The organism is Enterococcus sp. AZ140 (assembly GCF_051714405.1).
Taxonomy (GTDB): domain Bacteria; phylum Bacillota; class Bacilli; order Lactobacillales; family Enterococcaceae; genus Enterococcus_B; species Enterococcus_B pernyi.
Window position 1 is genome coordinate 896482 of record NZ_JBIORU010000001.1, and the last position, 18384, is coordinate 914865.

Genomic DNA, 18384 nt, shown 5'->3' on the forward strand with positions numbered 1-18384 from the left:
TACTTAGTGTTTGGCATGCTTCTTGCATTATAGTTATAGTGTAAAACCAAATTTAAAGGAGTGGAAAAAATGGAGAAAAAAACAATCATGTTAGTATGTTCTGCAGGAATGAGTACAAGTTTATTAGTAACAAAAATGCAAAAAGCAGCAGAAGAAAAAGGAATGGAAGCAGATATCTTTGCGGTTTCAGCTTCAGATGCTGACAATAATCTTGAATCAAAAAATGTAGATGTTCTATTATTAGGTCCACAAGTTCGCTTTATGAAAGCACAATTTGAACAAAAATTAGCGCCAAAAGGAATTCCATTGGATGTTATCAATATGCAAGATTATGGCATGATGAACGGTGCAAAAGTACTTGAACAAGCTGAAAAATTAATGAAATAATCAATCGTGAAGCTGGAGGTAGAATAGTGGAAGATCAACAAAATCTAGAAGCCATCATGGGATTGATCATGTATGGTGGAAATGCAAAAAGCGATGCAATGGAAGCGATTTCTGCGGCAAAAAAAGGAGATTTTGATTTAGCGGAGCAAAAAATCCGCGATGCTGAAGCCTCTCTGGTAGAAGCGCATCATTCACAAACTCAAATGCTCACGCAAGAAGCACAAGGAAATCATATGCAAGTAACGCTGTTGACTGTGCATAGTCAAGATCACTTGATGACATCGATCGCATTTACAGACCTTGCAAAAGAAATCATTGATTTATATCGTAGAACTTACGTTGAATAACCAAAACACTTCTTTTTTGAACGGAAGAAGAAAAAAATTTTTGAACGGATTTTTTTAATTTGGTATAAGGAGTTATTCTTTATATAAAAACTTATAGGAGGAAGTAATAATGAATGGATTAACAAGTTGGATGGAAAAATACATCCTTCCAGTTGCCGGAAGAATCGGCGCGCAAAAGCACTTAGTGGCATTGCGTGACGCTTTTATCGGTACGATGCCTGCAACAATGGCTGGATCAGTAGCTGTAATGATCAACGCAATTATTCGTGATTTACCACAGCAATTTATTAGTACGTATGCTGACAGCTTAGCAGCAGACAAAGGTTTTTTTGCTGTATTGAATGTGATCATCGGCATCAATGGGTTCGTTTGGAATGGTACCTTAGCAATCGCCGGACTGATCTTTGCCTTTTCATGGGGATATAATTTAGCCCGTGCATATGGCGTGAATGATTTAGCAGGAGGGATCGTTGGTTTAGCAACACTGATCCAAGGAATCGCTTTTGGCCCGTCATTATCAGCTGCATTGAATGTCAATGTTCCACAAAATGTGGCAGATGCGATCAATGGCTCGGAAATTGGGGCAACGATTGCTGATGGCACTCTATCAGTTGGTTTGTGGGGATGGTTGAAATTAGATCATTTAAACGGTAACGCCTACTTTACAGTAATGATCATGGGTGCAATCTCTGTTATCATTTTCTGTAAATTGATGCTTGCTAATATCACGATCAAAATGCCTGACTCAGTACCACCCGCAGTTTCTAAAGCATTTGCAGCAATCCTACCAGCAACGATTTCATTATATGTCATCGCTATCATTAATTATGTTGTTGGACGTGTGGCAGATGGTCAACTGATCATTGATTTAGTACAAAAATATATTGCAGAACCTTTCTTAGGCTTATCACAAGGTATTGGTGCTGTATTAATCGTTACGATCTTCGTTCAGATTTTCTGGTTCTTTGGTATCCATGGTCCGAACGTATTAGCACCAGTATTAGAAGGTATTTGGGGTCAAGCACAATTGATCAACATCGATATCTTCCAAAAAGGTTACAATGGCAAAACAGGAACACCTGCAGTATTAGATGCGATTGAAGATGGTAAAGCTTACATGTGGGTACGTGGCTCATTTGATGCGTTTGCATGGTTTGGTGGATCAGGTGGAACAATCGTTCTATTGATCGCTATCTTACTATTATCAAAACGTGCAGACTACTTGACTGTAGCAAAACTTTCGATTGGACCTGGTATCTTCAATATCAATGAACCAGTGATGTTTGGTTTACCAATTGTCTTGAATGCGATCATGTTTATCCCATTCTTGGTTGCGCCAGTTGTTGCAACAACAATTGGTTGGGTAGCTACTTATCTAGGATTAGTCGCACCGGTATCCCAACAAGTGACTTGGGTCGTCCCACCGTTCTTGCTATCGTTCCTTGCAACAGGGGCAGACTGGCGGGCGCCGATTGTCACATTAGTATGTATGGTCGTGACCTTCCTGATCTGGGCACCATTTGTGATGTCAGCAAATAAAATGGATCCAGCAGCAGGGGAACCTAAATAATCAGTTGAAGTAGGGGCTATGGGCGATGACGATCCGTCAAATCCCTAGCCCTCGCTTCATTCGAGTAAAACTAAAAGTAATCAATAAAAAAAGAAAAGAGGAGAACAAATGATTTCAATCGCTAGTGCTATGCAACAAGATGCAATCAAAGAATTATTAGAAGGATACAACGAAGAAGGCATGACCTTTACCTTCAAAGAAAAACAAGGAATCAAATTATTCTTTGAAACAAGTGCAGAAGATAAAGAAGCAGCTGCCAAAACAGCAAAAGAATTGATCAAAGCTCAACCATGGGGCACGGTATTATATTTCCAAGCAGCAGCAGTCTAAGAAACAAGATAAGGGTGGTTCAAATGATAAAAAATGGATTGTTTTTGTGTAGTATTGGTTCACTGATCATACTATATAGTTTAAATCCGGGAACACAACAATATGACATTTATAGTATGGTCACTGGGTTGTTTTTTGCAGGACTAGGGATTTACTTCTTTTTAAAAGGTAAGAAAAAAGAAGAAGCAAAGGAGAAAAAGAACTAATGGAAATAATTAAAACACTAAACATTCCGGCATCGTTTTTCTATGATAAAGTGATGGATTCTGTTCTTTTTGATGTCCGCAAAGCCACTGGGAAATCAGTGACACGCAAACAATTAAAGAATCTTGAATACGTCAAACAATTCTCTCAAAATAATCGTGCACGCATTATCATTGAGGAAGTCATTGATAACCAATCTTATAAATTTCGTACCTCAACGACTAAAAATGATTTTGTCGTTCATTATCAAATCAAACCAATTGATGAAAAATCGTGTGAAGTCCACTATACGGAACAAATGGAATCACATGGTATGTTGCAGAAAATGAATGATATGATCTTAGGAACGATGTTGATGTATTTTAAAAAGAGACGTTTTAAAAAGATGCTAGGGATGATTGAAGAATCCTATTAAAAGAGGATGGTCAATCAAATCGTCCATCCAAGAGGATAACTAATGATCAAAATAAGAATAAGTTGTGGAAACAACGTTTGGATCAAAAAAATGAAGCGCTAAAAACCAAAATCGTTTGTTCTATTTTGGCTTTTTAGCGCTATTTTTTGTAAATCATTTTTTGAGAGATACTACTTTGTGAAAGTAATGAAGGTCCGCTTGCTATTATAAAGAAAATAATAGTACAATTGGTATAGATATTTAAAGGGAGAAGGGAAAGTATGACGAATGTTATAAAAGAATTAGGGAACCAAGCGCTAGAAGAAATGTACGCTTTAGCAACCTATGCTTTTAATTCACAAGATACAGACGAACGACGTGAACGATTTAAAATGATTGTTGAAAATTCATGGAACTACGGCTTTTTAGATCCAGAGGGCCATTTGACAAGTCAAGTAATGGCCACACCTTTTTCAGTGGATTTCTATGGAAAAAATTACTTGATGGCTGGGATTGGATACGTTGCTTCCTATCCTGAAGCGCGAGGGCAGGGCGGTATCAATCGGATCATGGAAAAAATTCTTGAAGACTGTCGAGAAAGAAATGTCACGCTGTCTTATCTAGCACCATTTTCTTATCCTTTTTATCGTCGCTATGGCTACGAACAATTATTTGATCGAATCAGCTATGAGTTGGCGAGCCGTGATATGCCAGCTGTAAAGAAAACAACTGGTTATATGAAACGGACAAGTTTTGAAGAATCAGTGGATGCCATACGATCCGTTTATACAAATATGCCGGAGAGTACGCGAGGCGGTTTGGTCCGAGAAGAATGGTGGTATTCCTACAAGTTTAAACAACGAAAAGAGAATCAATATGCACTGTATTACGACCGTGAGGGGAATGCTACAGGATATGTCGTTTATAAATTAGCCGCCCCTACATTTATCATCGTCGAAATGGGTTATCTGAATCATGAAGCATTGAAAGGATTGATGCGTTTCGTTGGTTCACATAGTGGCGCATTTGATTCGTTTGAGTATACATGTGGTTTTTCTGGCTACAGTAAAAATTATTTATTGGATAATCCATTTGCTAAAACCACGATCACGCCTTATATGATGGGGAGAATCGTAGATATTGAGAAATTTATGCAGACTTATCCATTCCGACATGCAATCAACTTTTCTATCCATGTGACAGAAGATCCGTATGCAAAATGGAACGAAGGATTTTTTGATATTTCTTATGTCAATGGAGTACTTGAAGTAAAGAAAGTCCAACAGACAGAATTACCTGTGGTCAGTGGAACGATTCAAAGCTTGACACAATTATTGTTAGGATATCAAACAGTTGAAGAGCTTGATTTCCATGAAAAAATCAAAGTAGAAGGCGCATTGGTGGCTGAACTTAGTCAAGCACTGCCTAACCAACAACCAATTCTCAATGATTATTTCTGAGTGAAGACAATCAGATGATAGGAGGAGCATAGAAATGGAAGCAATGACGTATTGTCAAAGTTGTGGGATGCCACTTGATTCAGTTGAGATTTTAGGGACAAACAAAAACAATAGCAAGAGTGAAGAATATTGCATTTACTGCTACAAAGATGGCGCATTTTTAACTGATTGTACAATGGATGAAATGATTGAAGAGAGTGTCAAGCACATGAATGAATCAGGCATGCTGAAAGAACAAGGCAAGACAAAGGAAGAAGCACGGGAATTCATGCATCACTTTTTCCCAGATTTAAAAAGGTGGAAACATCAATAAAGTTTATTCCAATAGCAAAAAATGGATGCTACCTCATTATCGAATAAAATGACTTCGCATAATGTATTTGGTAATAAGTAAAAAAATGGGATTTAACTTTTGACGCTATTTTTTAAAGAGCAGAAATATAATAGGGGATTGTGACTTGAGGGATCTCATGATTATTAAAACTGAATAAACAGTGTCCATAAGAAATAAGCCCGTCCCCCAAAATACAAGAACAAATTTCTGGGGAGCGGGCTTATTTATCGGAGCTGAACATCACTATCACAAACTCATGATAAGTTCTAAGACGTTCCTGACTGGAATCGAACCAGCGACCTATCGCTTAGGAGGCGATCGCTCTATCCTACTGAGCTACAGGAACAAGCATCAATACTATTATTTTAGCGCTTTGAAGGCATACATGCAAGCTGATTTTTAGAGCAAAACGTTTCCAATAAAGGAATCCTGAGTGGTAGAATGAGGGTGATAAAGGGGGTTTTGATTATGTCTGATAAGCCAAAAGAAGAAGTAATTGCAGAACGTTTAGATGAAGCAAAAAGAGAACGTGAAGAAATTACGAAAGAGGCAATCCAAAAACACGAAGAAGAAAAACCTGTAGAAAAAGAAAGTCGCAAATTTACGTTTACTAAAAAAGAAGATTTATTATAAACATATCTATGGAAAAACAAAAAAAGATCTGGGATTTCCAGATCTTTTTTTGTTTTATTATTACGCCCAGTCGCCATTTCTGAAGATCGGTACGCGTGAGCCATCTTCGCGGATACCATCAATATCCATTTTATCTGAACCAACCATGAAATCCACATGCGTCTGGCTTCGATTCAAGCCTGCAGCTGCCAATTCTTCATCGGTCATTTCTGTTCCACCTTGCACACTAAACGCATAGGCTGAACCAAGTGCTAAATGGTTTGAAGCATTTTCGTCGAATAATGTGTTATAGAAAATGATACCAGATTGTGAAATCGGTGAAGGATCAGGAACTAGAGCAACTTCGCCTAAACGACGTGCACCTTCATCGGTATCTAGTAGTTTTGCCAAGACTTCTTGTCCTTGTTCCGCTGAAAAATCAACGACTTTACCGTCTTTAAATGTAAATTTCATTCCAGTAATGGTCGTTCCTGCATAACTTAAAGGTTTCGTACTTGAGATATACCCATCAACGCGATGACTATCAGGTGCGGTGAAGACTTCTTCTGTTGGCATGTTTGCCATGAATTTTTCATCACGAGCATTATAACTTCCAGCGCCTTCCCACAAGTGATTTTTCGGCAAGCCAATTACGATATCTGTCCCTGGGGCAGTATAATGTAAAGCTGTAAATTGTTCTTTGTTCAATTCTTCTGCTTTTGTCGCTAGTTTTTCATCGTGATTTTTCCAAGCAATTACAGGATCAGATTCATAAATGCGAGTCGTTTTGAAAATCTCATCCCATAATGCGTCGACTTGTTCTTCCTCTGGTAGATCAGGGAATACTTTTGCTGCCCACTGTTTCCCAGCAGCTGCGACAACTGTCCAACTTACTTTATTTGATTGTGTCGCTTTTCTTAGATTCATCAATGCTTTTCCAACTGCTGATTGATAAGTGGCTACACGATCATTGTCAACTCCTGCGAATGCATCTGGATCAGAAGAAACAACGCTGATTCTGCTTGCACCTTTTTCAATCCAATCATCTGCTTGATCGATTTTATATTGTGGAACTGTAGAGATTCGATCATCTGCAGCGTGAGTCAAGAATTCTTTTTGAATGATATCATCTGTCCATTGAACGATCACCTCATCTGCACCTAATTGGTAAGCCTCTTTCGTGATCAATCGGGCTAATTCCGCTTGCTCTACATTGATTTGTAAGACTACTGTGTGCCCCTTCGATACATTGACCCCTGTTTCTGCAATTAAACGGGCGTATTTTTTTAAATTAACATTAAAATCAGCTGACATAATTAAATTCCTCCTCATCGTATTTTTTGTAATTCCTCATTGTATGATAACATTTTATTAGAAGTGAAACAAATAAACATCTGATAAAATAATCATTTGTTTTTAATTAGAAAACACAAAAAAGCGTTGATATCCGAGTATAATGACAGAAAAATTTGTAAAAAATAAAAAAACAAGTTTTGCTTATTGAAAAAAAATGGTACAATAGTATTAATCAATGGTGGAAGCGTTATAAAAAATTTCAAGGAGATTAGAAAATTATGGCAAGAAAAAAAACGATAACAAAGGAGCAGATTTTGGCAGCCGCCTATGAAGTTGCTGCCAATGAAGGATTTTCAAAATTCACTGCGAGAAACATTGCAAATAAAATGAACTGTTCTACTCAACCAATCTATCTAGAGTTTAAAAATATGGATGATTTGAAACACGCGCTATTTGAGCAAATCTACGATTATCTAAAATACGAAGTCTTTCCTGTAGAACATACCGGCAATACGATTGTCGATCTAGCGTTGAATTACATCCATTTCGCAAATCGTGAAAAGAAATTATATAGCTCACTTTACTTGGAAGAGTATGGCGGCGGAAGAGAGATGCAAAATTTCTCCTATAATTACTTTATGGACGTAGTGAAAGAAGATCCAAAATACATGGACTTGTCAGATGATAAACTAGTCTCGCTTCACAATGGGACTTGGATCATTGCAACAGGTATCGCAGCTTTGATGTCATCGAATATCATCCATCCGACGGATACACAAATCGAGAAGATGATCCAAGACAGCATCAATGCCATTTTAAGCTTAAAAGATCCGATTGAAGTAGACTGATCTGCTTATTTGAAAAATTGATCAACCCCATTTGATAGTAATGCCTTGATTTACAAAACGTAATGCTTCTAAATAAAAAGAAGGATGTGGTAAACACATCCTTCTTTTTGTGATTAAGATAACATGGATACAAGAGATTTTGCGAACGCTTCAAGATTTTCAATATCTTCTTCCTCAGCGTTTAAATCAACTTTCACGCTTTCGGCACCTTTAACAGCACCAGTTTTTGCAAAGGCAGCATCAAAATCGTCCACTGACTTACAAAACTCATCATAGAAAGTATCTCCAGAGCCACACACACCGTAGATTTTTCCAGGTAATTCAAGTTCTTGTAAATCTTCATAAAAATCAACGATTTCGTCCGGTAGATCACCGTCATCGTATGTATAAGTAGCAACTACGCAAATATCTGCTTCTTGAAAGTCTTCTGCATCTACTTGTGTGCATTCATTGATTTCAACATCGATATCCATATTTTCCAGAGCCTCTGCAACAATATCGGCGATTTCTTCCGTGTTACCAGTCATACTTGCATAAACGATTTTTGCTAAAGCCATAAGGCGCCTCCTAAATTTTAATGAATAGCATTTCAACAACTACCAATTATACCAAAAGTTTGAGAAAAAGGAAGCGAGATTTATAAAGGTACTATGGGATTTGGCTAAATACTTCCTACTATGTTAAAATAAAAAGGATTTGTAAAAAGGAGACGAGAATAGATGATAACATTAAAATCAGCACGTGAGATCGAAGCAATGGCAGAGTCTGGTGCATTATTAGCAGATGTCCATAAAAATCTGCGAGACTTCATTAAACCAGGAGTAACTAGTTGGGATATCGAAGTATTTGTACGTGATTATATCGAAAGTCACGGCGGAGTCGCTGCCCAAATTGGATTTGAAGGATATGAATATGCGACATGTATCAGTATCAATGATGAAATCTGTCATGGTTTTCCCCGAAAAAAACCACTAAAAAGTGGCGACTTAGTGAAAGTGGATATGTGTATTGACTTAAAAGGCGGAATCTCTGATTCTTGCTGGGCATATGTAGTCGGTGAATCCACACCTGAAATTGATCGTTTGATGGAAGTGACAAAAAAAGCACTATATATCGGTATTGAGCAAGCGCAAGTTGGTAATCGTATTGGGGATATTGGTCATGCGATCCAAACGTATGTCGAAGGAGAAAATCTAGGAATCGTACGAGACTTTGTTGGACATGGGGTAGGACCAACGATCCATGAAGAACCAACTATTCCTCACTATGGTGAACCAGGTAAAGGGCTACGTTTAAAAGAAGGTATGGTCATTACGATCGAGCCAATGGTCAATACAGGAACATGGAAAATGAAAATGGACCCAAATGGTTGGACAGCTTATACCAGAGATGGTGGATTATCTTGCCAATATGAACACACATTGGCTATCACCAAAGATGGTCCAAGAATCTTGACTTCTCAAGGTGAGGAAGGAACTTATTAAGTTCTTCTTTCAACGAACAGTTTGCAAACTGTTTAATATTAAATGGAGAAAGTTGTTGATGACCTTCTTCTTCAAATAATGGATAAAAATTGTAGGAAAGCTAGTAACTAAGATAGTAGGGTGGCAATTGGAAAAATATGTCTATTATTTTCTGGTTTGCCACCCTTTTCCTCAGTGTTATTAGTTTTTTTACAACCTAGATAAACGGTGTTCGAAAGCCAGCTCCTTCAATATTAAGGCAAAATTTGAAAAAATATGGAGAGCTATTTTCTCAAATTCTGCCTTAATACTTGGAGCTGACCGGCTTTTTCACAACCTATGATAAACGGTGTTCAAGAAGCAACACTTCAATAATAAGTCAAAAAAATCCAAAATGAAAAAGCCATTTTCGATTTTTCTGCCTTATTACTCAGTGTAGACCGCTTCTTTCACAACCTAGATAAACGGTGTTCGAAAAGCTGACCTTCAACATTAAGCTAAAAAATCAAAAAATATGGGGAGCTATTTTCTGATTTTTTAGCTTAATGCTCAGGTCAAAGCGCTTTTCTCACAACCTATGATAAACGGTGTTCAAAAGCCAACTCCTACGATATTAAGAGCAACATCGAAAAAATATGAGAAGCTATTTTCTCAATGTTGCTCTTAATACTTGGAGCTGACCGGCTTTTTCACAACCTTGAACAGGAGATTACTATGAATATTTTGAATAAAATAAAACAACATAAGAATTTAATGCGTTTTATTGAGACGACGCAAAAGAGGATCGTTGATTCTGAAATGGGAACGACTTCAGTAGTTGTGGCTTATTATTTACTCTTATCTTTGTTTCCATTGATTATTGCGCTTGGAAATATTCTACCGTATCTTCAAATCGATCAAGAAACTGTCTTGACTTATATTCGCCAAGTGATTCCTGAAACGATCTATCAGTTTATTGGACCGGCGGTAAAAAATTTGTTGACACAAAGTTCTGGTAGTTTGTTGTCATTGTCGGCTATTGCAGCTTTATGGTCAGCTAGTCAGAGTATCAATGCGTTACAGATTGCCATGAATAAAGCGTATGGAGTTGAAAATAGAGAAAATTTCATCATTGTCCGTTTCTTTTCCTTAATAGTTATCATCTTGTTCATGATTGCGATTAGTGGTGTCACTTTAGTACTTGGATTAGGACAAATGATTTTAGAGGCGATTCAACCGATCTTTAAAATACCTGTAAACTTTATTGACCAATTCCAAACATTGAAATGGCCGATTACTTTGGTGGCTTTATTTGTGATCATGTTTATGATTTATTGGATTGTACCAAATGCGCAATTGAAATTTAAAGCAGTGATTCCTGGTGCTGTATTTGCAACGACTGGTTGGATGTTGTTGTCACAAGTTTTTGGAATTTATGCTCGTTATTTTGCAACGCGTGTGAGCGGTTATCAAATCATCGGAAGTTTTATCGTTTTGATGCTTTGGTTAAACTTTGCTGCGACGATCATTATTCTTGGTGGAATCATCAATGCTGTTGTGCAAGAGTACATAACAGGAAACGAAATAAAAGAACGAAGAAGCATCACATCAACATGGCTTGGTAAACTAAAAAATAAATTTTCTCAAAAAAAGAATTAGAAACACGAGTTCTTATTGTAAAATAGCGATAGTGTTTTATAATTATTAATGACTCTTTAAATAAAGTAGGTGCCCGTATGCTGGTTTCTTTTAGTATTGTAATAAAGATTTTTTTGACAATTTTATTGTCTTTGATATTGACCCCCATTTTTAAAATAATTTCAGTTCAAACTGGAATGGTCGATAAACCGAATGAACGACGAATAAACAAAGTGCCGATGCCTTCAGCTGGTGGCTTACCTATCTTTGTTTCCTTCGTGATATCTAGTTTGTTTTTATTCAAAGATATCATCCCTAAATTTTATATTCTACCTATATTATTGGCTGCATCCGTCATCGTATTGACCGGATTACTTGATGACAAATATGAACTTTCACCTAAGCAAAAAAGTATTGGTATTTTATTAGCGGCTTTGATCATCTATTTTGTCGCTGATATCAGGATCGATTCTTTTACCTTACCGTTCTTAGGATATATCCAATTAGGTTGGCTTAGTTTTCCTGTCACCATTTTTTGGATTTTTGGGATCACTAATGCAGTCAATTTGATTGATGGTTTAGATGGCTTAGCAGCAGGGATATCTTTGATTGGCTTGATGACCATTGGTATTATTGGTTACTTTTTTTTACATGCCTCAACAGTTTATATACCTATAGTTATTTTTTGTTTAGTCGCAAGTATCATCGGCTTTTTTCCTTACAATTTTTATCCTGCCAAAATATATTTAGGGGATACAGGTGCACTTTTCTTAGGCTTTATGATGGCGGTTTTATCATTGCAAGGATTAAAGAATGTTACTTTCGTTTCATCGATTTCTTTGTTGATCATCATGGGGGTACCTGTTACAGATACTTTTTTTGCAATCATTCGTAGAAAAGCGAATCGAGTATCATTTTCTACGGCAGATAAGAAGCATTTGCATCATCGATTGCTCGCTTTAGGCTTTACCCATAAAGGAGCTGTTTTGACGATCTACTCCATCGCTTTGATGTTTTCATTTACTGCAATGATCATGAATTATACGGGAAGTCTTGGAACGATTGCTTTGTTCTTAGTGATGCTATTTGCTGCTATTTTATTATTTGAATTGATCGGATTGATCAATGAAAAATACCAATTCATTCTAAAAACATTACGGTTTTTAGGGAATAAAGAATACCGTACACAAGTGATGCAGAAATACTTTAAGAAATGGAAAAGACCTTAATGGAGAACAATAAAAAAAAGCCGATTTTAATTAGCATTGTGACAGCAAATAGTAAAAAAATATTCCAGACATTAGATACGATCATTGCGACGATCGGTGAAGAACCGGCAATTGAATTTCAAATTTTTGATAATAACTCGACACCTGAATACCAAGACCGATTACGCGAATATTTAAAATATCCGTTCATGAATATTTATTTCAATAATGAAAACCGAGGCTTTGGATTTGGTCATAACCATACCTTGCTCCAAAGCGCTGCAAAATATGCGGTGATTTTTAATCCAGATATTTTAGTAGATGAGCAGACGGTGATCGACCTGGTTGCGCTCTTAGAAACGCATCCTGAATGTGCGATGTTGGCACCTAAAATCTTGAATGAAGATGGGACGACTCAATACTTGATTAGACAGCGTTTAGCTCTATTCGACTATGTACTACGTTTCATTCCTTTCAAATTTGTCAAAAAAATGTTTGATCGGCGATTGAATCGCTTTGAATGTCGTGATTTGCCGGAGGATCGTGATTCTTATGTTCGCATGATTTCTGGTAGTTTTATGGTAGTAGATGTTGCGAAATTCAAATCAATCAATGGGTTTGATACTCGCTACTTTATGTATTTTGAAGATAATGATCTTTGTTTAAGTTTTGAAAAAGCAAACGAAAAAATCCTTTATACGCCACGTTATAGCGCCATCCATCTATATGGAAAAGGGGCACATCGTAACTTCAAGCTTTTTCGAATATTTTTAAATTCAATGATGAAATTCTTCCATAAGTGGGGGTGGACTTTCTTCTAATGACACCAGAAATAGCAGTAGTGATCGTATTGTATCACCAAAAAATCAGCCAATCGCCTTCTTACGATTATTTAAAAGCAGCTACCCAAGCTGGGACAGTAGAGTTAGTTATTTTTGATAATAGTCCTGTTGCACATGCTGATGTGCTTTATTCAGAAAAGAACGTCCATTATCATCATGATCCAGCAAATCCAGGCCTAGCGGTTGCTTACAATTATGCAATTGACCACATTTCAGATACAGTACAGACACTTATAACATTAGATCAGGACACTCAGTTAGGTACTAATTATTTAGAAACCATAGCCGAACTCACTTGGACAAAGGAGCGAGTAGCTGCGGTCCCCTTAGTATTTTCTGGTACAAAACAAATCTCTCCGGTGTGGGCAGACCACTATATCAATCGCCACTTCGAAGTGATCGAAGAGCCAGTAGTAACACGTCAACGGATTATGGCAATCAATTCTGGCGCGGCATTCTCGCTCACATTTTTAAGAGAGATCAATGGCTATAATACAGTGTTCCCACTCGATTTTTTAGATCATTGGCTTTTTTGGCAAATCAAACAATTAAACAAAGAAATTGTAGTTTTAGCCACTAGCATGACTCATGATCTCTCAGTATTAGATTATAAAAAAGTCAACGTAACACGCTATCAGTCGATATTGGCTGCTGAGTCGATCTTTTACCAAGAATACGACCGTCAGCATTTAATGCAACATCGGAAGCAGTTAGTATTAAGAATGACAAAGCAATTTTTGACTGTCAAGAATCGTCAAATCTGGCGAATGACTTTACGTTCGTTTGTTGATAATTGGAAGGTGTGAAATGATGCGATCGGTTTGTATAGCAACCTTTAATGGTGGCGCGTATTTAAAAGAACAATTGGATAGTATCTTAAAGCAACTTTCTCCAGAAGATGAAGTGATTATCTCGGATGATGGTTCAGTCGATGATACTTGGTCGATCTTAACAGAATATGCACATAATGATCCACGTATCAAACTTTTTGAAGGTCCTAAACAAGGTTTGATCAAAAATTTTGGCTTTGCGATTGAACAAGCTCAGGGAGACCTGATATTTTTAGCAGATCAAGATGATGTATGGTTAGATGGGAAAGTAGAGAAAATCACACAATACTTTAGTCTTCATCCAAAACAACTAGTAGTTATTTCAGATTTAGTGATCGTAGATAGCCAGTTGAATGAGATCCATTCCTCATACTTTACCTTTAGAAGATCCAAAGAAGGCTGGTTGACGAATTTGATTCGTAGTAACTATATCGGTGCAGGGATGGCTTTTCGCTCTTCATTAAAAGAGACGATCTTACCGATACCTGACAATGTACCGATGCATGATATGTGGATCGGTTTGCTGGCGGGGAATCATGCGGGCTTTATTCGAGAACCGCTGACTCTTTATCGGCGACACGATTTTAATGCAAGTGAAATTGAAACGAAGAGTAGTTGGCGCCAGAAAATCACTTGGCGGATTCATTTGATCCAAGCACTCATTCAGCGGAAATGGAAAAAATATCCCTAAAAAATATCCCTAAAAGATATTGTTAAATTCTCAAGAAATCCATGACAAATAGTAGGATTGATGAGATAATAACGAAAGTGAAAATTTAAAGAAAAAGGAGCGCTTATATTCATGAAAGGAATCATCCTTGCGGGAGGAAGCGGAACACGCTTGTATCCACTAACAAAGGCAACCTCGAAACAGTTGATGCCAGTCTACGATAAACCAATGATCTATTATCCAATGTCTATTTTGATGTTGGCAGGTATCAAGGAGATATTGATTATTTCAACACCTCAAGATACCCCACGCTTTAAAGAATTATTTGGAAATGGGCATGATCTAGGTATTCACCTTGAATATGCGGTTCAAGAGAGTCCCGATGGCTTAGCTCAAGCTTTTATCATTGGGGAAGAATTTATTGGCGATGATAGTGTTTGTCTTGTTTTAGGAGATAATATCTACTATGGTGGCGGACTATCAAAAATGTTGCAACGTGCTGCCTCTAGAGAAAGTGGAGCAACTGTCTTCGGCTATCATGTTAATGATCCGGAACGTTTTGGTGTGGTCGAATTTGATGAAAATATGCAAGCTCTCTCTATTGAAGAGAAACCAACAGAACCAAAATCAAATTATGCTGTCACAGGACTTTATTTCTACGACAACGATGTGATTTCAATTGCAAAAGAAATCAAACCATCTGAGCGTGGCGAACTAGAGATCACTGACGTCAACAAAGCATATTTAGAAAGAGGCAAACTTTCTGTAGAGATTATGGGACGTGGTTTTGCTTGGTTAGATACAGGCACGCATGAATCTTTACTTGAAGCCTCTACATTTATTGAAACGATTGAAAAGCGTCAAAACTTAAAAGTTGCTTGTTTAGAAGAGGTGGCTTATCGAATGGGCTATATCGACAAACAACAATTAGCTGTTTTGGCAGAACCACTGAAAAAAAATCAATATGGTCAATATTTATTAAGATTGGCTGCTGAATAAGGAGTTTTTAGTGATGAAAGTGACGGATACTAAATTAACAGATGTTAAAATTATCGAAATGGATGTTTTTGGGGACCATCGTGGTTTCTTTACAGAAAGCTATTCAAAAGCAAAATTTGCGGAACATGGATTAGATTTTGATTTTGTCCAAGACAATCACTCTCTATCTGCTGAAGCCGGAGTGATTCGTGGTTTGCATTTTCAAAAAGGGGCATCCGCTCAAACAAAATTGATCCGTGTCACTTCAGGAGCAGTCTTAGATGTGATCGTCGATATTCGTAAAGGTAGTCCGACCTATGGACAGTGGGAAAGTTATATCTTATCTGAACATAACCATCGTCAATTACTTGTACCCAAGGGATACGCACATGGGTTCGTGACATTGACACCAAATGTGAATTTCCTATATAAATGTGATAATTATTATGATGCCGCAGCAGACGGTGGGATCGCATTTGACGATCCAGAGTTAGCGATTGATTGGCCAATCGATCTTTCAAAAGCGATCATGTCTGAAAAAGATCATAATCATCCTACACTGAAAGAATTTGAAGCAGAAAACCCATTTGTTTATGGTGAAATCTAACATTTGATGAGGAGAAAGATTAAATGAAAAATATCATTGTTACTGGTGGAGCAGGCTTCATTGGATCAAATTTTGTACATTATGTTGTACAAAACCACCCAGAAGTACATGTGACAGTCTTAGATAAATTAACTTATGCAGGAAACAAAGAAAATCTAGCAGGATTGCCAACTGATCGTGTGGAGCTAGTTGTCGGAGATATTGCAGATGCAGAATTAGTCGATCGATTAGTGGAAAAAGCAGATGCAGTGGTTCATTATGCTGCTGAATCACATAATGATAATTCACTTAAAGATCCGTTTCCGTTTGTACACACGAACATCATTGGTACGTATACATTGCTAGAAGCTTGCCGTAAGTACGATGTTCGTTATCATCATGTTTCTACGGATGAAGTCTATGGTGACCTACCATTACGTGAAGATTTACCAGGTCATGGCGAGGGTGAAGGTGAGAAGTTCACTGCGGAAACACCTTACAACCCGTCCAGCCCCTATTCTTCAACAAAAGCTGGTTCTGATTTATTAGTGAAAGCTTGGGTTCGTTCATTTGGGCTAAAGGCGACAATCTCAAATTGTTCCAATAACTATGGACCTTATCAACACATTGAAAAATTCATTCCACGTCAAATCACCAATATTTTAAGTGGTATCCAACCTAAGTTATACGGAGAAGGAAAAAATGTTCGTGATTGGATCCATACGAATGACCACTCTTCTGCCGTATGGTTGATCCTAACCAAAGGGAATATTGGGGAAACTTATTTGATTGGCGCTGATGGCGAGGAAGACAACAAAACCGTATTGGAAATGATCTTAGAAATGATGGGTCAGCCTAAAGATGCCTATGAACATGTCAAAGATCGTGCTGGCCATGATTTGCGTTATGCGATCGACTCAACCAAGCTTCGACAAGAACTTGGTTGGCAACCAGAGTTCACTAATTTCCGTGATGGTTTAGCAGAAACCATTAAGTGGTACGAAGAGAACCAAGAATGGTGGCAAAAAGAGAAAGAAGCAGTTGAAGCAGCTTACGCTAAAAATGGACAATAAGAGGCGAGAAATCGAATTCCCTCGGACAAGCTGCGTAGATAAGAGTCAGAGACTTCCTCTTATCAGATGTTTTTCTTGCTTGAATAGATAGCTTGAGAGACTCAACCTCTTTTTAAATAGTCATTGAAGGGGCACTGCGTTTAACTGACGCTGCCCCTTTTTTCATGAAAAAGTTTTTAAGAGCGCGGGATGGATGCTCATCCTCTCGAAAAGCGAGAACCGATATGGTAGAATAAGCTTGGTTCTTAGAACGTGGTTGGCACATAAGTGTTCTGCCGTTGTTTGGGGATAAGGGGAAATAATGAGACCGTTATTTTTGTCCAATACTCCGAACAAACAGTTGAATGAATCGAACTTCAAAGATAAAGCGTTCATTAAAGACAACATGATAGCTAATGATATTTTTACAAAAAAAGTTTAAAAATAAATAAATCAAGGAGCGATTGCGTTATGTTTTTATTAACAGGTGGAAATGGTCAACTTGGTACCGAGTTACGTCATTTATTAGATGAGAAAGGGTTAGATTATGTTTCGACTGACGCCCAAGAACTGGATATTACGGATGCAGAAAAAACAATGGCTTATATCACAGACTTAAAGCCTGAAGTCATTTTCCATTGTGCAGCCTATACTGCTGTCGATAAAGCAGAAGACGAAGGAAAAGAATTAGATGAAAAAATCAATGTAGACGGAACGAGAAATGTTGCATTGGCAGCGAAAGCAGTGAATGCGAAATTGATTTATATCAGTACCGATTATGTCTTTGATGGTAAAAAAGAAGATGAAGAATATCTAGAAGATGATGCAACGAATCCATTGAATGAATATGGTCGTACAAAACTACTAGGCGAACAAGCAGTGCAGGAAATTTTAGAAGATTATTATATTATTCGTACGTCATGGGTATTTGGTGTATATGGTCATAACTTTGTTTATACGATGCAACGTTTGGCACAAACCCATGATCGATTAACAGTGGTCAATGACCAATTTGGACGTCCGACATGGACACGCACACTGGCTGAATTTATGGTTTATGTAATCGAAGAAAAAGTACCATATGGTGTCTATCATCTATCAAACGAGAATAGTTGTTCATGGTATGAATTCGCAAAAGAAATCTTAAAAGATACAGCAGTAGAAGTAGCTCCTGTTACTTCAGCCGAATATCCACAAAAAGCGACACGTCCACAATATTCAGTGATGAGCCTGAAGAAAACGGAAGATCTTGGTTTTGTTATTCCAACGTGGCAAGAAGCACTTGAACAAATGTTACAAGCTTCTGAAAAATTAAACAAATAAGGTTTTTCCTTAGAAAAAAGAAACAACGAAGAA

General features: G+C 37.4%; 22 protein-coding genes and 1 tRNA gene. 20 read left to right on the top strand and 3 right to left on the bottom strand.

What is annotated here, in order from left to right:
* Window positions 1-69 precede the first annotated feature (69 nt).
* From IGJ39_RS04245 to IGJ39_RS04280, 8 genes are all read left to right on the top strand, one after another.
* Entirely contained in the window at window positions 70-387 is a 318-nt protein-coding gene (locus IGJ39_RS04245; RefSeq protein ID WP_010735963.1) for a PTS sugar transporter subunit IIB, read from the top strand.
* Window positions 388-413: 26 nt separating this feature from the next.
* Window positions 414-734 carry a PTS lactose/cellobiose transporter subunit IIA gene (locus IGJ39_RS04250; protein ID WP_010735962.1) on the top strand — a complete coding sequence of 107 codons (321 nt, stop codon included), beginning with the start codon at window positions 414-416 and terminating at the stop codon, window positions 732-734.
* A gap of 109 nt (window positions 735-843) precedes the next feature.
* Window positions 844-2304 carry a PTS sugar transporter subunit IIC gene (locus IGJ39_RS04255; protein WP_010735961.1) on the top strand — a complete coding sequence of 487 codons (1461 nt, stop codon included), beginning with the start codon at window positions 844-846 and terminating at the stop codon, window positions 2302-2304.
* A gap of 108 nt (window positions 2305-2412) precedes the next feature.
* Window positions 2413-2634 (top strand): hypothetical protein, encoded by a 222-nt coding sequence (locus IGJ39_RS04260; protein WP_010735960.1) that lies wholly within the window; start codon window positions 2413-2415, stop codon window positions 2632-2634.
* Window positions 2635-2657: 23 nt separating this feature from the next.
* Window positions 2658-2840 (top strand): DUF3188 domain-containing protein, encoded by a 183-nt coding sequence (locus IGJ39_RS04265; protein WP_010735959.1) that lies wholly within the window; start codon window positions 2658-2660, stop codon window positions 2838-2840.
* Complete coding sequence (locus IGJ39_RS04270) at window positions 2840-3253, top strand: DUF3284 domain-containing protein (RefSeq protein WP_010735958.1); 414 nt, start codon at window positions 2840-2842, stop codon at window positions 3251-3253. Before IGJ39_RS04265 ends, IGJ39_RS04270 begins: the two co-directional genes overlap by 1 nt.
* 260 nt (window positions 3254-3513) lie before the next feature.
* Window positions 3514-4692 carry a GNAT family N-acetyltransferase gene (locus tag IGJ39_RS04275; RefSeq protein ID WP_195339119.1) on the top strand — a complete coding sequence of 393 codons (1179 nt, stop codon included), beginning with the start codon at window positions 3514-3516 and terminating at the stop codon, window positions 4690-4692.
* 34 nt (window positions 4693-4726) lie between these two features.
* On the top strand, window positions 4727-5005 hold the full coding sequence (locus IGJ39_RS04280; protein WP_019722905.1) for a zinc ribbon domain-containing protein: 279 nt from the start codon (window positions 4727-4729) through the stop codon (window positions 5003-5005).
* Between the two features lie 293 nt (window positions 5006-5298).
* Here IGJ39_RS04280 and IGJ39_RS04285 read toward each other — a convergent pair.
* A tRNA-Arg gene (locus IGJ39_RS04285) sits at window positions 5299-5372 on the bottom strand.
* A gap of 122 nt (window positions 5373-5494) precedes the next feature.
* Here IGJ39_RS04285 and IGJ39_RS04290 point away from each other — a divergent pair.
* Complete coding sequence (locus IGJ39_RS04290) at window positions 5495-5659, top strand: hypothetical protein (protein ID WP_010735955.1); 165 nt, start codon at window positions 5495-5497, stop codon at window positions 5657-5659.
* A gap of 60 nt (window positions 5660-5719) precedes the next feature.
* Here IGJ39_RS04290 and IGJ39_RS04295 read toward each other — a convergent pair whose 3' ends face one another.
* Window positions 5720-6952 (bottom strand): aminopeptidase, encoded by a 1233-nt coding sequence (locus IGJ39_RS04295; RefSeq protein ID WP_108145909.1) that lies wholly within the window; start codon window positions 6950-6952, stop codon window positions 5720-5722.
* Window positions 6953-7212: 260 nt separating this feature from the next.
* Here IGJ39_RS04295 and IGJ39_RS04300 point away from each other — a divergent pair, with 260 nt between their 5' ends.
* On the top strand, window positions 7213-7782 hold the full coding sequence (locus IGJ39_RS04300; protein ID WP_010735953.1) for a TetR/AcrR family transcriptional regulator: 570 nt from the start codon (window positions 7213-7215) through the stop codon (window positions 7780-7782).
* A gap of 113 nt (window positions 7783-7895) precedes the next feature.
* Here IGJ39_RS04300 and IGJ39_RS04305 read toward each other — a convergent pair whose 3' ends face one another.
* Window positions 7896-8339 (bottom strand): flavodoxin, encoded by a 444-nt coding sequence (locus IGJ39_RS04305; protein ID WP_010735952.1) that lies wholly within the window; start codon window positions 8337-8339, stop codon window positions 7896-7898.
* 162 nt (window positions 8340-8501) lie between these two features.
* Here IGJ39_RS04305 and map point away from each other — a divergent pair, with 162 nt between their 5' ends.
* The 10 genes from map (at window position 8502) to rfbD (ending at window position 18351) form a co-directional block, all read left to right on the top strand.
* Window positions 8502-9266 carry a type I methionyl aminopeptidase gene (gene map, locus IGJ39_RS04310; protein WP_104871465.1) on the top strand — a complete coding sequence of 255 codons (765 nt, stop codon included), beginning with the start codon at window positions 8502-8504 and terminating at the stop codon, window positions 9264-9266.
* A gap of 693 nt (window positions 9267-9959) precedes the next feature.
* The gene (locus tag IGJ39_RS04315; RefSeq protein WP_010735950.1) at window positions 9960-10883 is read left to right on the top strand and encodes a YihY/virulence factor BrkB family protein; all 924 of its coding nucleotides are present in this window, start codon (window positions 9960-9962) and stop codon (window positions 10881-10883) included.
* Between the two features lie 77 nt (window positions 10884-10960).
* The gene (locus IGJ39_RS04320; RefSeq protein WP_010735949.1) at window positions 10961-12091 is read left to right on the top strand and encodes an MraY family glycosyltransferase; all 1131 of its coding nucleotides are present in this window, start codon (window positions 10961-10963) and stop codon (window positions 12089-12091) included.
* A complete protein-coding gene (locus tag IGJ39_RS04325) occupies window positions 12091-12891 on the top strand; it encodes a glycosyltransferase (RefSeq protein ID WP_019722605.1) in 801 nt (266 codons plus the stop codon). Before IGJ39_RS04320 ends, IGJ39_RS04325 begins: the two co-directional genes overlap by 1 nt.
* Window positions 12891-13718, top strand: coding sequence for a glycosyltransferase (locus tag IGJ39_RS04330; RefSeq protein WP_195339118.1), 828 nt, complete (start codon window positions 12891-12893; stop codon window positions 13716-13718). Before IGJ39_RS04325 ends, IGJ39_RS04330 begins: the two co-directional genes overlap by 1 nt.
* Before the next feature lie 4 nt (window positions 13719-13722).
* The gene (locus IGJ39_RS04335; protein WP_023519364.1) at window positions 13723-14433 is read left to right on the top strand and encodes a glycosyltransferase family 2 protein; all 711 of its coding nucleotides are present in this window, start codon (window positions 13723-13725) and stop codon (window positions 14431-14433) included.
* A 111-nt stretch (window positions 14434-14544) separates the two neighbouring features.
* Complete coding sequence (rfbA, locus tag IGJ39_RS04340) at window positions 14545-15411, top strand: glucose-1-phosphate thymidylyltransferase RfbA (RefSeq protein ID WP_010735945.1); 867 nt, start codon at window positions 14545-14547, stop codon at window positions 15409-15411.
* A 13-nt stretch (window positions 15412-15424) separates the two neighbouring features.
* Window positions 15425-15997, top strand: a complete 573-nt coding sequence (rfbC, locus tag IGJ39_RS04345; RefSeq protein ID WP_010735944.1) for a dTDP-4-dehydrorhamnose 3,5-epimerase — start codon at window positions 15425-15427, stop codon at window positions 15995-15997.
* A gap of 23 nt (window positions 15998-16020) precedes the next feature.
* Window positions 16021-17049 carry a dTDP-glucose 4,6-dehydratase gene (rfbB, locus tag IGJ39_RS04350; RefSeq protein WP_010735943.1) on the top strand — a complete coding sequence of 343 codons (1029 nt, stop codon included), beginning with the start codon at window positions 16021-16023 and terminating at the stop codon, window positions 17047-17049.
* 450 nt (window positions 17050-17499) lie between these two features.
* Entirely contained in the window at window positions 17500-18351 is an 852-nt protein-coding gene (gene rfbD / locus IGJ39_RS04355) for a dTDP-4-dehydrorhamnose reductase (RefSeq protein ID WP_019722599.1), read from the top strand.
* Window positions 18352-18384 lie beyond the last annotated feature (33 nt).

Excerpts from the sequence above, each read along its gene's own strand:
- IGJ39_RS04245 (WP_010735963.1), top strand. The coding sequence starts at position 70 with ATGGAGAAAAAAACAATCATGTTAGTATGTTCTGCAGGAATGAGTACA.
- IGJ39_RS04255 (WP_010735961.1), top strand. The coding sequence starts at position 844 with ATGAATGGATTAACAAGTTGGATGGAAAAATACATCCTTCCAGTTGCC.
- IGJ39_RS04260 (WP_010735960.1), top strand. The coding sequence starts at position 2,413 with ATGATTTCAATCGCTAGTGCTATGCAACAAGATGCAATCAAAGAATTA.
- IGJ39_RS04265 (WP_010735959.1), top strand. The coding sequence starts at position 2,658 with ATGATAAAAAATGGATTGTTTTTGTGTAGTATTGGTTCACTGATCATA.
- IGJ39_RS04270 (WP_010735958.1), top strand. The coding sequence starts at position 2,840 with ATGGAAATAATTAAAACACTAAACATTCCGGCATCGTTTTTCTATGAT.
- IGJ39_RS04275 (WP_195339119.1), top strand. The coding sequence starts at position 3,514 with ATGACGAATGTTATAAAAGAATTAGGGAACCAAGCGCTAGAAGAAATG.
- IGJ39_RS04280 (WP_019722905.1), top strand. The coding sequence starts at position 4,727 with ATGGAAGCAATGACGTATTGTCAAAGTTGTGGGATGCCACTTGATTCA.
- IGJ39_RS04290 (WP_010735955.1), top strand. The coding sequence starts at position 5,495 with ATGTCTGATAAGCCAAAAGAAGAAGTAATTGCAGAACGTTTAGATGAA.
- IGJ39_RS04295 (WP_108145909.1), bottom strand. The coding sequence starts at position 6,952 with ATGTCAGCTGATTTTAATGTTAATTTAAAAAAATACGCCCGTTTAATT.
- IGJ39_RS04300 (WP_010735953.1), top strand. The coding sequence starts at position 7,213 with ATGGCAAGAAAAAAAACGATAACAAAGGAGCAGATTTTGGCAGCCGCC.
- IGJ39_RS04305 (WP_010735952.1), bottom strand. The coding sequence starts at position 8,339 with ATGGCTTTAGCAAAAATCGTTTATGCAAGTATGACTGGTAACACGGAA.
- map (WP_104871465.1), top strand. The coding sequence starts at position 8,502 with ATGATAACATTAAAATCAGCACGTGAGATCGAAGCAATGGCAGAGTCT.
- IGJ39_RS04315 (WP_010735950.1), top strand. The coding sequence starts at position 9,960 with ATGAATATTTTGAATAAAATAAAACAACATAAGAATTTAATGCGTTTT.
- IGJ39_RS04320 (WP_010735949.1), top strand. The coding sequence starts at position 10,961 with ATGCTGGTTTCTTTTAGTATTGTAATAAAGATTTTTTTGACAATTTTA.
- IGJ39_RS04325 (WP_019722605.1), top strand. The coding sequence starts at position 12,091 with ATGGAGAACAATAAAAAAAAGCCGATTTTAATTAGCATTGTGACAGCA.
- IGJ39_RS04330 (WP_195339118.1), top strand. The coding sequence starts at position 12,891 with ATGACACCAGAAATAGCAGTAGTGATCGTATTGTATCACCAAAAAATC.
- IGJ39_RS04335 (WP_023519364.1), top strand. The coding sequence starts at position 13,723 with ATGCGATCGGTTTGTATAGCAACCTTTAATGGTGGCGCGTATTTAAAA.
- rfbA (WP_010735945.1), top strand. The coding sequence starts at position 14,545 with ATGAAAGGAATCATCCTTGCGGGAGGAAGCGGAACACGCTTGTATCCA.
- rfbC (WP_010735944.1), top strand. The coding sequence starts at position 15,425 with ATGAAAGTGACGGATACTAAATTAACAGATGTTAAAATTATCGAAATG.
- rfbB (WP_010735943.1), top strand. The coding sequence starts at position 16,021 with ATGAAAAATATCATTGTTACTGGTGGAGCAGGCTTCATTGGATCAAAT.
- rfbD (WP_019722599.1), top strand. The coding sequence starts at position 17,500 with ATGTTTTTATTAACAGGTGGAAATGGTCAACTTGGTACCGAGTTACGT.